At 74.8% G+C, this 13,808-nt stretch carries 11 protein-coding genes, 3 pseudogenes and 1 riboswitch; of the genes and pseudogenes, 5 read left to right on the forward strand and 9 right to left on the reverse strand.

The genetic code is table 11. The annotated features are described in order from the left end of the window. Positions 1 to 66 precede the first annotated feature (66 nt). Positions 67 to 1,200 carry a glycosyltransferase family 4 protein gene (locus ABEB13_RS12920; RefSeq protein WP_345705626.1) on the reverse strand — a complete coding sequence of 378 codons (1,134 nt, stop codon included), beginning with the start codon at positions 1,198 to 1,200 and terminating at the stop codon, positions 67 to 69. A 486-nt stretch (positions 1,201 to 1,686) separates the two neighbouring features. Here ABEB13_RS12920 and ABEB13_RS12925 point away from each other — a divergent pair. The 3 genes and pseudogenes from ABEB13_RS12925 to ABEB13_RS12935 all read left to right on the forward strand — a co-directional run. Then, a pseudogene (locus tag ABEB13_RS12925) lies at positions 1,687 to 2,334 on the forward strand (glycosyltransferase 87 family protein); the annotation flags it as partial. Between the two features lie 215 nt (positions 2,335 to 2,549). Further along, positions 2,550 to 2,777 (forward strand): hypothetical protein, encoded by a 228-nt coding sequence (locus ABEB13_RS12930; protein WP_345705627.1) that lies wholly within the window; start codon positions 2,550 to 2,552, stop codon positions 2,775 to 2,777. Between the two features lie 266 nt (positions 2,778 to 3,043). Further along, positions 3,044 to 3,769, forward strand: coding sequence for a carbohydrate kinase family protein (locus ABEB13_RS12935; protein ID WP_345709651.1), 726 nt, complete (start codon positions 3,044 to 3,046; stop codon positions 3,767 to 3,769). A 2-nt stretch (positions 3,770 to 3,771) separates the two neighbouring features. Here the strand turns inward: ABEB13_RS12935 and ABEB13_RS12940 are convergent, their stop codons facing one another. From ABEB13_RS12940 to ABEB13_RS12970, 7 genes and pseudogenes are all read right to left on the reverse strand, one after another. Then, positions 3,772 to 4,251: a gluzincin family metallopeptidase gene (locus tag ABEB13_RS12940; protein ID WP_345705628.1), complete on the reverse strand. Its 480-nt coding sequence runs from the start codon at positions 4,249 to 4,251 to the stop codon at positions 3,772 to 3,774. After that, the gene (locus ABEB13_RS12945; protein WP_345705629.1) at positions 4,218 to 5,015 is read right to left on the reverse strand and encodes a hypothetical protein; all 798 of its coding nucleotides are present in this window, start codon (positions 5,013 to 5,015) and stop codon (positions 4,218 to 4,220) included. Before ABEB13_RS12945 ends, ABEB13_RS12940 begins: the two co-directional genes overlap by 34 nt. Before the next feature lie 88 nt (positions 5,016 to 5,103). Further along, complete coding sequence (locus tag ABEB13_RS12950; RefSeq protein WP_345705630.1) at positions 5,104 to 6,171, reverse strand: C40 family peptidase; 1,068 nt, start codon at positions 6,169 to 6,171, stop codon at positions 5,104 to 5,106. 244 nt (positions 6,172 to 6,415) lie between these two features. Then, entirely contained in the window at positions 6,416 to 7,474 is a 1,059-nt protein-coding gene (locus ABEB13_RS12955; protein WP_345705631.1) for a C40 family peptidase, read from the reverse strand. A 10-nt stretch (positions 7,475 to 7,484) separates the two neighbouring features. After that, a riboswitch (cyclic di-AMP (ydaO/yuaA leader) is annotated at positions 7,485 to 7,670 on the reverse strand. Between the two features lie 357 nt (positions 7,671 to 8,027). Beyond that, positions 8,028 to 9,059, reverse strand: a complete 1,032-nt coding sequence (locus ABEB13_RS12960; protein WP_345705632.1) for a C40 family peptidase — start codon at positions 9,057 to 9,059, stop codon at positions 8,028 to 8,030. Positions 9,060 to 9,238: 179 nt separating this feature from the next. Further along, positions 9,239 to 10,593 (reverse strand): annotated as a pseudogene (locus ABEB13_RS12965) (NYN domain-containing protein). Positions 10,594 to 10,804: 211 nt separating this feature from the next. Beyond that, the gene (locus ABEB13_RS12970; RefSeq protein ID WP_345705633.1) at positions 10,805 to 11,071 is read right to left on the reverse strand and encodes a hypothetical protein; all 267 of its coding nucleotides are present in this window, start codon (positions 11,069 to 11,071) and stop codon (positions 10,805 to 10,807) included. Positions 11,072 to 11,207: 136 nt separating this feature from the next. Here ABEB13_RS12970 and ABEB13_RS12975 point away from each other — a divergent pair, with 136 nt between their 5' ends. Beyond that, positions 11,208 to 12,071, forward strand: a complete 864-nt coding sequence (locus tag ABEB13_RS12975; RefSeq protein WP_345705634.1) for a rhomboid family intramembrane serine protease — start codon at positions 11,208 to 11,210, stop codon at positions 12,069 to 12,071. Further along, complete coding sequence (locus ABEB13_RS12980; protein WP_100890617.1) at positions 12,068 to 12,349, forward strand: Lrp/AsnC ligand binding domain-containing protein; 282 nt, start codon at positions 12,068 to 12,070, stop codon at positions 12,347 to 12,349. The genes ABEB13_RS12975 and ABEB13_RS12980 overlap by 4 nt, the downstream gene beginning before the upstream one ends. Positions 12,350 to 12,391: 42 nt before the next feature. Here ABEB13_RS12980 and ABEB13_RS12985 read toward each other — a convergent pair. After that, a pseudogene (locus tag ABEB13_RS12985) lies at positions 12,392 to 13,761 on the reverse strand (aminotransferase class V-fold PLP-dependent enzyme). Between the last annotated feature and the right edge of the window lie 47 nt (positions 13,762 to 13,808).

Here is a 13,808-nt window from a genome sequence, read left to right on the forward strand (position 1 = left end):
CGGGCCGCGCGCGCGAAGGGGTCCCACCCGCCGGGTGGGACCCCCTTCCGCGCGTCCGCGGGGCCCTCAGGCCAGCAGCGAGGTCAGCCGCTGCGCCAGCATGTCCCAGCGCCACGAGCGCTCGACCCAGCGGCGGCCCGCCTCGCCCATCCGGCGGCGCAGCGACTCGTCGTGGAGCAGCCGGACGATCCGCTCCGCGGCCGCCTCGGCGGAGCGGCCGGGGACGACGAAGCCCGTCTCGCCCTCCAGGACGGCGTCCGGGGCGCCGCCGGAGTCCCCGGCGACGACCGGCAGGCCGGTCGCGGAGGCCTCCAGGTAGACGATGCCGAGCCCCTCCACGTCCAGGCCGCCGCGCCGGGTGCGGCACGGCATCGCGAACACGTCGCCGGCGCCGTAGTGGGCGGGCAGCTCCTCCCAGGGCACGGAGCCGGTGAACCGCACCGAGGCCCGCACCCCGCGGGCGTCCGCGAGCTTCTCCAGGTCCGCGCGGTAGGGCCCGCCGCCGACGATCAGCAGCACGGCGTCGGGCACCGCGGCGAGGATCTGCGGCATCGCCTCGATCAGGGTGTCCTGGCCCTTGCGGGGCACCAGCCGGGAGACGCAGACGACCACCGGGCGGTCGCTGAGCCCGAGCCGGGCCCGGACCTCCGCGCCGCCGGAGGCCGGGTGGAAGGTCCGCTCGTCGACGCCGGGCGGCAGCTGCACCATGCGGGCGGCCGCCTGCTCCCCGACCGCGGCCGCGATCCGCGAGCGGGTGTACTCGCCCAGGTAGGTGAGGGTGTCGGTGCCGGCCCCGATCCGGCGCAGCAGCTGCCGCGAGCCCGGCAGCTGGGCCCAGGCGGCCTCGTGGCCGTGGGTCATGCCGAGCAGCCGCTCGGCGCCGGCCCGGCGCAGGACGGGCGCCATCAGGCCCAGCGGGGCGGCGGCCCCGAACCAGACCGAGCTGCAGCCCTCCGCCCGGAGGATCTCGGCGGCCCGGCGGTTCACCCGGGCGGTCGGCACCATCATCGTCGTGCGGTCCCGGATGACCGGGAACGGCTGCCGGGCGTCGAACCGGGCGACCTCGGCGCCGTCCCGCCAGGTGGAGGCGTAGACGACGATCGACCCGGCCGGCTGGCGGACGGCCATGTTGTGGACGAACGCCTGAATACCGCCCGGCCTGGGCGGGAAGTCGTTGGTGACGATGAGGGTCTTGTGCATGCCGCGGCTCGCTCGATCGGGGGGTGCTCGGTGGTCGGGTCGGTGATCCGTACCATAGGTCAACGCCACGGCCCGCCGGGAACGAAGCATCGCAGCGCAACCGTTTCCGCTCCGGGCCGGTCCTATGTCGTGGACGGCCCGGCCCGCGGGTGTCCGCGGCGCAGGAAGCGAGACGAACGAGGGAGCGCAGTGGAGTTGGCCCCGACCGGGCGCACCGGCAGCACCAGCAGCGCCGAGCGCCTCGCCCTGACCGGCTCACCGGCTCCGTCGCCGGCCGGCGGCGCGCTCTGGGCGCTCGGGGCGTCCTGGCTGGCCACCCGGGTCCTGGTCCTGCTGATGGCCGTCGGGGTGCTGCGGATCTCCGGGACGGACGTGAGTTCCGACGTCTCGGTGATCTACCACGGCTGGTACGAGGTGCTGCAGACCGGCACGTTCCCGCTGGACGACGTGACCTGGCAGTACCCGCCCGGCGCGGCGCTGGTGATCATGCTACCGGGGTTGCTGCCCTGGTCGTACCTGGTGTCGTTCTTCGTGCTGTGCGGGGTCTTCGACGCGTTGGCGATGGGCCTGCTGATGCGGGTGGGCGGCCGCCGCGGGCGGAGCTTCACGGGCGCCTGGACGTGGGCGGTGGGCGTGCCGCTGCTGGGGCCGACGGTCTACTGCCGGTACGACATCATGGTGACCGCGATCGCCGTGGCGGGCCTGCTGGTGATCGCGCGCAGGCCCGCGCTGGGCGGGGTGCTGCTGGGCTTCGGCGGGCTGGTGAAGGTCTGGCCGGTGCTGGCGCTGGCGGGCACGCCGCGGGGCCGCCGCACCCGCAGGTCCTGGACGGCGGCGGCGGCGACGGCCGGGTCACTGGGCTTCCTGCTCACCGCGGGGATGAACGGCGCCTTCGAGTTCCTGAAGTTCCAGAAGGAGCGCGGCATCGAGGTGGAGTCGCTGGGCGCGCTGCCCCTGCACTTCGCCAAGCTGGCCGGCGCCTGGGACGGCCAGGTCACGATGAACTACGGCTCGCTGGAGATGCTCGGCCCCTGGGTGCCGGTGATCTCCGACGTGAGCGTGGCGGGCACCCTGCTGGGCTTCGGCTGGCTGCTGCTGTGGCGGCTGCGCGCGGCCCGCTGGCAGCCGTCCACGACCTTCGACGCGGCGCTGGCGGCGCTGCTGGTGTTCACCGTGACCAGCCGGGTGATCAGCCCGCAGTACCTGGTCTGGCTGGTCGGGCTGGCGGCGGTCTGCCTGACCGTGCGCGGCACCAGCCAGAAGCCGGTGGCACTGCTGATCCTGCCGGCGACGGTGCTGACCACGGTGGAGTTCCCGCTGCTGTTCGGTGCGGTGCAGCACAGCCAGCCGTGGGGGTGGCGGTGCTGGCCGCCCGCAACCTGCTGCTGCTGGCGGCGGCGATCGTCTCCTGCCGGCGGCTGTGGCGCTCCACCCGGGGGCCGGACGCGGCTCCGACCCTCGTCCTGCCGGCCGAGCCCGCGGCACCGAGCTACCCGGTGCGGCCGGGCATCGCCTACGAGCAGGCGCTGCTGGACGACCTGGACCCGTCGGTGGGCCGCACCGCCCCCACGGCCTGAAACTTTCTGCAAGCCATTGCAGGCACCCCCGGCCCCTGGCAGCATCGTGCCCCGTCAACGGAGCCGCAGCCGCCTGGGGGTACCCGCATGTCCACGTACGACGTCCTGGTGGTCGGCGGTGCCGGCGTCGACACCATCGTGCGGGTCGACCGCCTGGAGATCCCCTCCTCCGACTCCGTGTTCGTGCCCCCGTCCGCGACTACGTCGGGCACACCGGCAACGGCGTCGCCCTGGGCTGCCACCGGCTGGGGCTGCGCACCAAGTTCATCGACTTCCTCGGCGACGACCCGCAGGGCGCGATGGTCCTCGACGCCTACCGCAGGCACGGCCTGGACTTCTCCCACCTCACCTCCCCCGCCGGCACCCCGCGCGGGGTCAACCTGGTGGACGCGCAGGGCCGCCGGTTCTCCTTCTACGACGGCCGCCACCCGGCCGACCTGCGACTGCCGCGGGAGTTCTACCTGCCCTTCCTGGAGCAGGCCCGGCACGTCCACCTGTCGATCACCGGGATCAACCGCGACCTGCACCCCGACATCGAGCGGCTCGGCCGCACCAGCTCCACCGACCTGCACGCCTGGGACGGCGTCGCCGAGCACCACCGGCACTACGCCCTCCGCGCGGACCTGGTGTTCCTCTCCGCGGCGGGCTGCGGCAACCGTCCCGAGGAGCTGATGCGGGCGATCCTCGCCGACGGCCGGGCCCGCCTGGTCGTCGCCACCGCCGGCGCGGACGGCAGCTACCTGCTCGAACGCGGCGAGCGGGAGGTCAGGCACCAGCCCGCAGTGGACCCGGGGCGCCCGGTGGTGGACAGCAACGGCGCCGGCGACGCCTTCGTCAGCGCCTTCCTCGCGTCCTGGCTCGACGGCCGCCCGGCCACCGGGAGCATGCTGGCCGGCGCCGTCGCCGGGGCGTACACCTGCACCTCCGCCGGCACCCACACCGACCTGATCGACGCCGACGGGCTGGCCGCGGGCCTCGCCGCGGCCCGCTGACCTCAGCGGCGCAGCTGGCGGACGGTGTCGGCGATCCAGTGCTTGGTGAAGGCCGCGAGGTCCATGCCGAGCTCGGCGCGGAGCACGGCGTCCAGCCGGCCGGTGGCACCCGAGGCGCCCACCGCGCGGTAGAGCGAGACCAGCCGGGTCGGCCCGAACTCGCGGGCGACCAGGTCGCAGGCCAGCCAGGCCTGCTCGTAGGCCTGGGCGATGCCCGGGGAGCCGGCCGCGAAGTCCGCGTCGGCGGGCAGCGCGGTCGGCACCCGGCCGGCGGCGACGTCCCGGCCGAGCTCCGGCGCGATCTGCCGGGCCGTCCGGCCCGCGGTGCGGTAGCCGGTGTAGTCCGCGACCCCTTCGGAGAGCCAGAGCGGGGTCCACGCGTGGGTGGCGGCCCGGGTCGCGACATGGGTGGCCTCGTGGGTGACCACCACCTGCCGGCCGAGGTCGCTCAGCCCGCGGAAGGCCTCCGGATTGACCAGCACCCGGTCCGCCGGGGTGACCGCGGGGCCCCGCCGGCCGCCACCGTGACGGCCGCGATGCCCTGGTACGAGCCGGCCGCTACGTCCAGCATCCGGGCGAACTGGGGCTCGGTCGCCGGGGTCTGCAGCAGCAGCCGGCCCGGCCAGCCGTCGCCCCAGAGGGCGGAGACGGCCGGCGCGGCGCGGTCGGCGACCGCCGCCAGGCCGTCCAGCTCGGCCTGCTCGCCGAGGCCGAGCACCAGCGAGGAGCGGCCCTGGGCGACCCGGACGTCGCCGAGGTCCCAGAGTGCGGCGGAGCCGTCCGGCTCGTCGGAGGCCAGCAGCCAGCCGCCCGGGGTGCTGGTGAAGGTGAGCCGCCGCGGCAGGACGGCGGGGTGCTCGTCGATGCCGCGCAGCCGGTGCGCGAAGCCCGCGGTGACCGTGAGCAGGCCGTCCGGCCCGGGCCCGGTGACGGCGCTGATGCGGTACTCGACGGCGGCGAACGGCACCCGGGCCGTCCACGCGGCGGTCTGCTGCTGGGCCGGGCGGGCACTGTCCGCGACCCCGGCCAGCAGAGCCGCCCCGTCGCGGCGCAGCACGGCGCGGGCACGGTCGGCCAGCAGCCCCTCGATCCGGCTCCGGACGCCGTTCGCGGGGACGGCCTGCGGCGGCACGGCCGCCGGGCCGGTGCGCGGCGCCCCGGTGGCCCTCGGCACCGAGAGCTGGACGAGCCCGCCCGCCGCGAGCAGCAGGGCGCCCCGCCGCGAGAGGCGGCCCGCGGGCAGCACGCCCAGACCTGCCCCGAAACGCCGGGGGAGGTCGGTGACCAGGGGTTCGGCCTCCCCGCGGACGCGCCGGGGTGCCCGTAGACGCCGCTCAGACCCGCACCACCCCGCTGACGGGCATGGCGCTGACGCTCTCGAAGCGGACGGGGGCGCCCGGGTGCGGGGCGTGCACGACGACACCGCCGCCGGCGTACATCCCGACGTGGTGCATGTCCTTGAAGAAGATCACCAGGTCTCCCGGTCGCGCCTCGGACAGGCTCACTCGACGCCCCGCGAACGCCTGCGCCTGCGAGGTGCGCGGCAGGGTGACTCCGGCCTGCCGCCAGCTCCAGTACATCAGACCGGAGCAGTCGAAGGCGTCGGGCCCGGTCGATCCGTACACGTAGGGCGAGCCGATCCGGCTGATCGCGGCGGCCAGCGCGGCCGCCGCCCGGTCCGAGGACGGCGGCTGGTCACCGAGGTCGAGCCGGTCGGTACCGCGGGTGGCCCGCAACTCGGCGGCGCGCGCGTCGTCGGCGACCAGCCGGGCCCGTTCACCGGCGCTCAGGCCGCCCAGCAGCTTCTGGGCCGCGGCCAGCCGCTGCCGGATCTGCTCCTTGCTGTCGGCCAGCGAGCGGCGGACCTCCTCCAGGGCGGCCAGCTTGGCGGTGGCCTCGGCGCGGCGCTGGTCGAGCCTGCGGCGGCGGTCGGCGACCTCGCGCAGGGTGTCGCTCTGCCGGGCGGCCGCCTGGTCGAGGGCGCGGGCCCGGGTGAGGTAGCCGGCCGGGTCGGAGTCGAGCATCAGCCGGACACCCGGGTCGAGGCCGCCCGCGCGGTACTGGGCGGCGGCGGTGAGCGCCAGGTCGGCCGTCAGCCGGTTGATCTCGTCCTGGCCGCGGGCCAGCTGGTCCTGGAGGGCGTCCGCCTCGGCCTGCAGGCGCTGCTGCTGCGCCTGCGCGGCGTCGGCCCGCTCGGAGGACTGCTCCGCCTCGTCGTACAGCCGGTCGACCCGGGCCTGCACGTCGGCCGTCCGCAGGGCCGGGTCCGCGGGGGCCGCGGGGGCGCCGTACGCGCTGCCCCCGACGGTGACGCCCAGGGCGGTGGTGGCCGCCGCCGTGAGCACCAGGGCCCTGGCGATGGTGTGAGCGCCCGGCAGGTGGGCGCGGAGGTGCGCGGTCATGCGGCGGCGACTCCGTTCGGGCGGCCGGACGGAGGCGCCGCCCGGGACGGACGGCGTCCTCGCGAACGTCCGGGGGCAGACGTTAGCGAGTCGCACCGATCTAGTCCAAACCCCTCCATCACCGAATATCTGACCACCAATCGGACATTCGGCCGGACCGGGGCCGACGTCGCAGGCCGGACGCAACGCGGACGGGTCCGGCCCCCTGGAGGGGACCGGACCCGCGACAGGCCGAGCCGGTGCGTCAGATCCGCACGATGGCCGTGATCGGCATCATCGTGGCCGAGGCGTACTTCACCACGGTGCCGGTGTGCGGCGCGTGGATGACCTGCCCGCCGCCCACGTAGATCGCGATGTGCCCGCCGCCCTCGTAGACGACCAGGTCGCCGGGGCGGGCGTTGGCGACGTTCGTGCCGACGCTGGTGCCGGCGTGCCACTGCTCGTCGGCGGTGCGCGGCAGCGAGACGCCCGCCTGGCGGTAGGCCCACTGCACCAGGCCGGAGCAGTCGAAGGTGCTCGGGCCGGCGGCGCCGTACACGTAGGTGGCGCCGATCCTGGTCTCGGCGGCGGCGAGCGCCTTCACGGCGGCCGAGCCGGACGGCAGGTCGAGCGGGGCGCGGACGGTGTCGCGGGACGCCTTGTCGGCGGCGTTGCGGGCATCCGCGTCCGCCTTGGCGGCGGCCGCCGCGAGCTCGTCCTTCTCCTTCTGGGTCAGCGTGTTGAGGAGGGCGGTCGCCTGGGCGAGCTTGCCCTGGATCTCCTCCTTCTGCGCCTTCAGGTTCCGGGTGGTGGTGTCGAGCTCGGCGAGCTTGTGCTCGGTGTCGGCCTTCTGCGCGTCGAGCTTGGCCTGCTCCGACTTGAAGGTCTTCAGCGTGTCGGCCTGGGTGGCGCTCATCCGGCTCGCCGACCCGGCCTTGTCCAGGAAGTCGCCCGGGTTGCTGGAGAGCATCAGCTGCACGGTGGGCGAGATGCCGCCGTCGCGGTACTGCTGGGCGGCGACCTCCGCGAGCCGGCTCTGAACGCCGTTCACCTCGCCCTGCTGGCGCGCCACCTGGTCCTGCAGCTGGGTGACCTGCTTCTGCAGGTCCTGCTGCTTCTCGGTGGAGGCGTTGAACGCTTCGGTCGCGACCTCGGCCTGCTGGTTCAGCTGGTCGACCTGGGCCTTGACCTGGTCCTTGGTCGGCGCCGGGGCGGCGTGCGCGGCACCCGCCTGGGAGGAGATGGCGACGGCGGTGGCGGCGGCGGCAGTCAGGATCGAGGCGCGCGTGCGGCCGACGGGCTTGGGACGACGATGGGACGCCACGAAGGCGGACTCCTTCTTCCTCACACCGCCTACCGGGTGAGCTGACGGGTTCGGGCCGGAAGCATGCCCTACGACGTCTCACCGCCCGCCCCTGCGGTGCGCGGCTGGCCGCACACCGGCCGGCGCGGCCGACCTGACGCCGATTCACCCCGGGGGAACGTGGTTCCCCGGCTCCGTTCGACAGCACCCCCGGCAGGGGCCTCCCCGTAGGCAGTGGGACTGCCCAGCTGTGTCGCGGACTCGGCGGCGACCCCCGCCGTCACCCGGGTTGGGCGATCTTCTGTGCGGTGGTCAGTGGGATGACCCTAGTAACCGATCCGTGATCCGTTCAAATCCTTGTCGGAAAAATCTCGGATCCATGGCCGATTTTCTGTGCGGTCGCGACCGTCCGTGACGGGAAATCCACCGTCAGCTGACGGTTTCTCATCATACGAGCACAAAAGAGAACGCCCGGAACGTGTCGCAGATCACAGAAGGATCTCGGCGCGTCCGGGCGTGTCACGCGGCGTCAGAACCGCGGTCGGGAGGGAATGTCCGCTTTTGCCCCGAAGGGTCAGATCCGGCGGATGGTCTTGATCGGCAGCAGGTCGGCCTGCATGGTCTTGACCACGTCGCCGGTGTGCGGGGCGTGCACGACCAGGCCGTTGCCGATGTACATGCCGACGTGGTGCGCGTCCGAGTAGTAGATCACCAGGTCGCCCGGCTGCGCGTTGGCGATGTTGGTGCCCACGTTGACGCCCACGCTCGCCTGGGACTGCGAAGTCCGCGGCAGCGAGACGCCGGCCTGGGCGTACGCCCACACCATGAGGCCCGAGCAGTCGAAGGTCGAGGGGCCGGTCGCACCCCAGACGTACGGGTCGCCCTGGCGGGTCAGCGCCGCACGGACGGCCGCACCGGCGTAGCCGGACGCCGGGGGCAGCGTGGAGGGGTCGACCCGGCTACCGCCGCGCGAGGCGCGGTCGCCACCCAGGACGGCCGCCCGCTGGCTGGCCGTCAGGGTGTTCAGCAGCCGCTGGGTCTCGGCGAGCTTCTGCTGCACCTGGGCCTTGGTGTCGTTCAGGGTCTGCGTGGTCTGGTCCAGCTCGGCGAGGATGGCCGCGGCCTCCGCCTTCTGCTGGTCCAGCCGGCGCTGCTGGTCGCGCAGCGACTTCAGCGTGGAGGCCTGGGTGTCGGTGGCCTGCTCGTTGCTGGACGCCTTGTCGAGGTAGTTGTCCGGGTTCGAGGAGAGCATCAGCGCCACGGTCGGGTCGATCCCGCCGGTGCGGTACTCGTCGGCGGCCACCGCCGACAGCCCGGAGGCGACCTCGTTCAGCTGCGCCTGGGTCCGGGCTATCTGGTCCTGCAGCTCGGTCGCCTGCTTCTTCAGCTGGTCGCCGCGCTCCTTGGCACCGTCGTACTTCTCGGTGGCCTGCTCCTGCTCCTGCTGCAGCTGGTCCACCTGGACCTTGACCTCGTCCACGGAGGGCTTCGCCGGCGCCGCGTGGGCGCTCGCCTGGGCCGACAGGGCGACCGCGGTCGCTGCGGCAGCGGTGAGCACGGACACGCGTGCGCGGCTCGGCTGCTTGGGACGGCGGTGGGAGGCCAAGGGTCTAGCTCCTTCTTCCTGCTGGACTCACCCGAACGAGTGGATGTCCGGAAAATAGGTTTGACGCCAGACCCTAGTGAAGATCCGCCCGCTACGCCACTCCCGGAACCCCTCGATCCGCACCCCCGAGCGGGATTTCACGACCTCGACACATCGGGGCCACCCGGCCCGCCCGCGCGTCAGGGCCGGGCGAGCCGGTTCAGCAGCAGAATCGAGGCCACCGGGCGCGCCCCGGCCTTGCGGACACCGTCCGCGACCTCGCGGTCCGTGGACACCACGACCACCGGCCGGCCCTGCGGCTCGGCCCGCACCAGACGCCGGATCAGCTCGTCCGCGGTCTCCCCGGTGCGGCTGAACCGCACCCGCACCCGCGCGGCGGCGCCATGATCACCGGCACGTCCAGGTCCTGCCCGTCGAAGACACAGGTCACCTCGGCCTGGGTGCGCTGCGCCAGCATCGCGAGACCGCCCAGCAGGCGCAGCCGCTGCTGCTCCAGCGGCAGCGTCGGATAGCCGCTCTTGGTCACGTTGTAGCCGTCCACCACCAGGTGGACCTGAGGAATCGCCAGCAGCTGGTCGAGCAGCGCCGGGTCGTCCTCCGCCAGACCCCGCCGCGCCACGTCGTGCGGCGACGCCGACGACGGCTCCACCGCCTCGACCAGGTCGGCCGGCCGCAGCTGGGCCACCGGCAGCGCCAGCTCGCGCTGGAGGCCCTGGGCCGACTGCAGCACCGTGTCCAGCAGGAGGCGCAGCCGCATGTCCTCCACACTGCGGCCCTCCCGGGCCGAGCGCCGGCCCGCCTCGGAGGCGGCCTCCAGCTCGGTGACCCGGTGCCGCAGCCGGCGGGCCTCGCCGTCCGCGGCGCTGCGCTCGGCCAGCGCGGCCGCGCGGGCCGCCTCCAGCTCTGCCTGCACCTTGCGGACTTCTGCCTGGGCCCGCCGGGTGTCGCTCTCCAGGCCGCGGACCCGCTTGCGCAGCGACTCGGCCTCCTTGCGGAGCCCCTCGGAGTCGGCCCGCTGGCGGTCCAGGTCGGCCCGGGCCGCGGCGCGCACCTCGGCCAGTTCGGCCTGCAGCTTCTCCACCACCCGGGCGGCCTCGGCGGCGGCGCCCTCCGCGTCGGCCCGCTCGACCTCGTCGCCGGCCTCCGCGACCAGTCGGCTCCAGCCCACCGGGCGCAGCAGGTAGGCGGCGGCCGCGACGTCCAGCGGATCGGCCGCGGCGGGGACCGTCCCGCTCTCCAGCGCCTTGACGAGATCGGGCTGGCCCAGGCGGAGGCGGTCCGCTATCCGGACCCGGAACACCGGCTCGGCGTCCAGCGCCGCGGCCAGCGCGGTCGCCGCGTACTTGGCCCGCCGGGCCGGGGTGAACTTGGCGTACGGGCGCAGCCCCGACGGCAGATCGCCGAGCGGGATGGCGCCGAGCGCGTCGGCGGCGATGCCGACCACCCGGCGGCGGACGCCCTCGGGCAGCGGGCGGTCCAGGTGCTCGGCCTCGGCTGCCTCGGCTGCCTGCCCGGCCACGGCCGCGTCCGGCAGCCCCGGGTCCGCGGCGGGCTGCTGCCCCTGCGGCTCGGACGGCTCCCTCGCTGCGTCCACCACGTCCTCGGCTCCGATCCTGCTCCCGGGCCCGTGCGGCCTGTTGCCGCCGCCCTCCGATGCACCTCTGTGCAATTGTCCCGTGTACCGTGCCCCGCCGGACACCACGCCACACACCCCGGCCGTGCCGGGGTGCGGGCGGCGCGCGGCGTCAGGCCTTCGGCTCCTCCGCGGCGGCCTCGTCCTCGGCGCCCGGCCGGGCGACGAGCTCGACCTGGTCGACGGCGTTGCACCAGCGGCAGCGCACCGACTCGAGGGTCTCGCTGAGCACCTCGGTCTCCTCCACCTTGGACTCGCCGCCGAGGTCGAAGTGCAGGTACTCCACCACCCGGGCCGAGCGCGTCACGTCGAAACGGGTCAGGTTGCCGCACAGGGTGCAGCGCCAGCGGGTCTCGGCAGTGGGGGCGACGACGGTCATCGGTGGTCCTCTCGACGGGTCCCTGGTGGGACGTCCAGCCTAGGGCGTGCGCGTGCGGCGGCGGGTACCGGTCCCGGCAGGTGGAACGGTCACCCGCTTGCAGCACGGCACGGTGTCGCCGGGCCGGAGCGGAGGAATGCTCGCTGTCATGGCCGTCCCCGCTCCCGCCCCCGCCCCCGCACGCGACGAGCCCGCGGCGGCCGCCCCGCCGGCGGCCGCCGCCGCACCGCTGGTCACCTACGTGCTGATCGCGGTGAGCGCGGTGGTGCTGCTGGCCGGGCCGAGCTTCGGCCTCAACCCGCGGTACGGGTCGGGCGGCGACCGCGTCTGCGCGGAGCAGCGGTTCGAGCAGCGCTGGGGCGCGGTGCCGGTCGAGCTGCTGGCGCACCGGCCGCTGGACGCCCTCCAACTGGCCGCGCTGCCGCCCGCGGTGGCGGGCTGCACGCTGGCGCCGACCCCGGGCAAGGTCCCGGTGCTCTCGGTGCTGACCTCGCTCTTCGTGCACGCCGGCTGGCTGCACCTGGCGGGCAACATGCTCTTCCTCTACGTCTTCGGGCCGGCCGTCGAGCAGCGGCTGGGCCGGATCCGCTTTCTCTTCTTCTACCTGGGCATCGGCTACCTGGCGACGTACGGGTACGCGCTGACCCAGTCCGAGTCGGCGGAGTCCGTCCGGGCGCTGGTGGGCGCCTCGGGGGCGATCGCCGGGGTGCTCGGCGGCTACCTGCGGCTGTACCCGCGGGCCCGGGTGACGGCGCTGGTGCCGATGCTGCTGTTCCTGCCGCTGCGGTTCCCGGCCTGGCTGGTGCTGGGGCTGTGGTTCGGCCTTCAGTGGTGGTCGGTGGGCTCGGCCGTGCCCGGCGTCGCGTACGTCGCGCACGTGATCGGGTTCAGTGCGGGCTGGCTCGCGGTGTGGGCGGCCGGGCTCCGCCGACGGGATCGGCCGGGCCCGGCGGCGGCGGATACGCTGGCCCCAACCCCACACACAGGAGCCGAAGAGTGATCACCTCGATCGTCCTCATCAAGACCAGCGTCGACCGGATCCCCGAGATCGCCGAGGCGATCGCCGCGATCGAGGGCGTCAGCGAGGTCTACTCGGTGACCGGCAGCTACGACCTGGTGGCGATGGTGCGGGTGCGGCGGCACGAGGACCTCGCCGAGGTAATCCCGGGCCGGCTGAACAAGGTGCCGGGGGTGGCGCAGACCGAGACCCAGATCGCCTTCCGCACCTACTCGCAGCACGACCTGGAGGCCGCGTTCGCGCTGGGCCTGGACGAGTAGCGGCGCCTCGGCCGGGCGTTCTGCGCCCGGCCGTCCGGCCCGTCAGGCCGCGTGCGCGCGGGTGTCGACGACGCAGCGGCCGCCCTCGTTGCGGTACGTCCAGCGGGCGCCGTCGGTGACCAGGGCGCGGACGGCCGCCAGGAAGCGGTCGACGTGCTCCTCGGGGGTGCCGGCGCCGAAGCTGACCCGGATCGCGTTCAGGCTGCGCTCGCCCGGCAGGGACGGCTCCGGCGCGCCGCACGCGGAGGGCGCCGACTCCTCGCCGCCGAGCAGGGTGCGCACCAGCGGGTGGGCGCAGAACAGCCCGTCGCGCACGCCGATGCCGTACTCGGCGGAGAGCGCCGCGGAGAAGTGCGAGCTGTTCCAGCCCCGGACGACGAAGGAGAGGACGCCGACCCGGGCCGAGCCCTCGCCGAACAGGTTGAGGACCTTGACCTCGGGGATCTCCGCGAGGCCGGTGGTCAGCCGCTCGATCAGGGCCTGCTCACGGGCCTCCAGCACGTCGAAGCCGGCCTCGGTGAGCGCCCGGCAGGCCGAGGCGATGGCGTAGGCGCCGATGACGTTGGGCGAGCCGGCCTCGTGCCGGGCCGGGCCGCGGTGCCACTCGACGGCGACCGAGCCGTCCGCCTCGCGGGCGACGGTGCGGCTGGCGCCACCGCCGGCCAGGTACGGCTCGGCCTCGTCCAGCCAGTCGCTGCGGCCGGCCAGCACGCCGGCGCCGAACGGCGCGTACAGCTTGTGCCCGGAGAAGGCCACCCAGTCGACGCCCAGGTCGCGCACCGACAGCCGGTGGTGCGGGGCGAGCTGGGCGGCGTCCAGCACCACCCGGGCGCCGTGCCGGTGGGCGACCTCGGTGAGCTCGGCGATCGGCCAGAGCTCGCCGGTGACGTTGGAGGCGCCGGTGACGCAGAGCAGGCGCGGGCCGTCGGCCCCGCCGGCGGCGAGTGCGGCCTCCAGGGCGGCGACGGCCTCGGCCCGCGAGCGGGGGCGCGCAGGTACTCGACGGTCAGGCCGGCGTGCCGCCAGGGCAGCAGCGAGGCGTGGTGCTCGGTCTCGAAGGCGAGGACCCGGGTGCCGGCGGGGACGGCGCCGGCGAGCAGGTTGAGCGAGTCGGTGGTGGCGCGGGTGAACACCACCTGGTCGTCCTCGCGCAGGTCGAGGAAGTCGGCGACGGTGCGGCGGCTCTGCTCGAACAGATCGGTGGAGAGCTGCGAGAGGTAGCCGGCGCCGCGGTGCACGCTGCCGTAGTAGGGGGCGTAGGCGGCGATGTCGTCCCAGACCCGCTGCAGGGCGGGGGCGCTGGCCGCGTAGTCGAGGGCGGCGTAGCCGACCTTCTCGCCGGAGGCGAGCGGGACCTTGACGTCGTGGCCGAGGACGGCGAGCGGGGCGTAGAGAGCGGTGGCGAGGGACATGGGGGTGCACTCCTTCACGGGTGAGGACCCCGGGAGTACGTCGCCGG

It is taken from the genome of Kitasatospora paranensis (genome assembly GCF_039544005.1).
GTDB classification, from domain to species: Bacteria; Actinomycetota; Actinomycetes; order Streptomycetales; family Streptomycetaceae; genus Kitasatospora; species Kitasatospora paranensis.

What these genes read in the sequence shown, in the direction of transcription:
- ABEB13_RS12950 (WP_345705630.1), bottom strand. Translation starts at nt 6,171, where the DNA reads ATGACCGCGCACCTCCGCGCCCACCTGCCGGGCGCTCACACCATCGCC.
- ABEB13_RS12970 (WP_345705633.1), bottom strand. Translation starts at nt 11,071, where the DNA reads ATGACCGTCGTCGCCCCCACTGCCGAGACCCGCTGGCGCTGCACCCTG.
- ABEB13_RS12975 (WP_345705634.1), top strand. Translation starts at nt 11,208, where the DNA reads ATGCTCGCTGTCATGGCCGTCCCCGCTCCCGCCCCCGCCCCCGCACGC.
- ABEB13_RS12920 (WP_345705626.1), bottom strand. Translation starts at nt 1,200, where the DNA reads ATGCACAAGACCCTCATCGTCACCAACGACTTCCCGCCCAGGCCGGGC.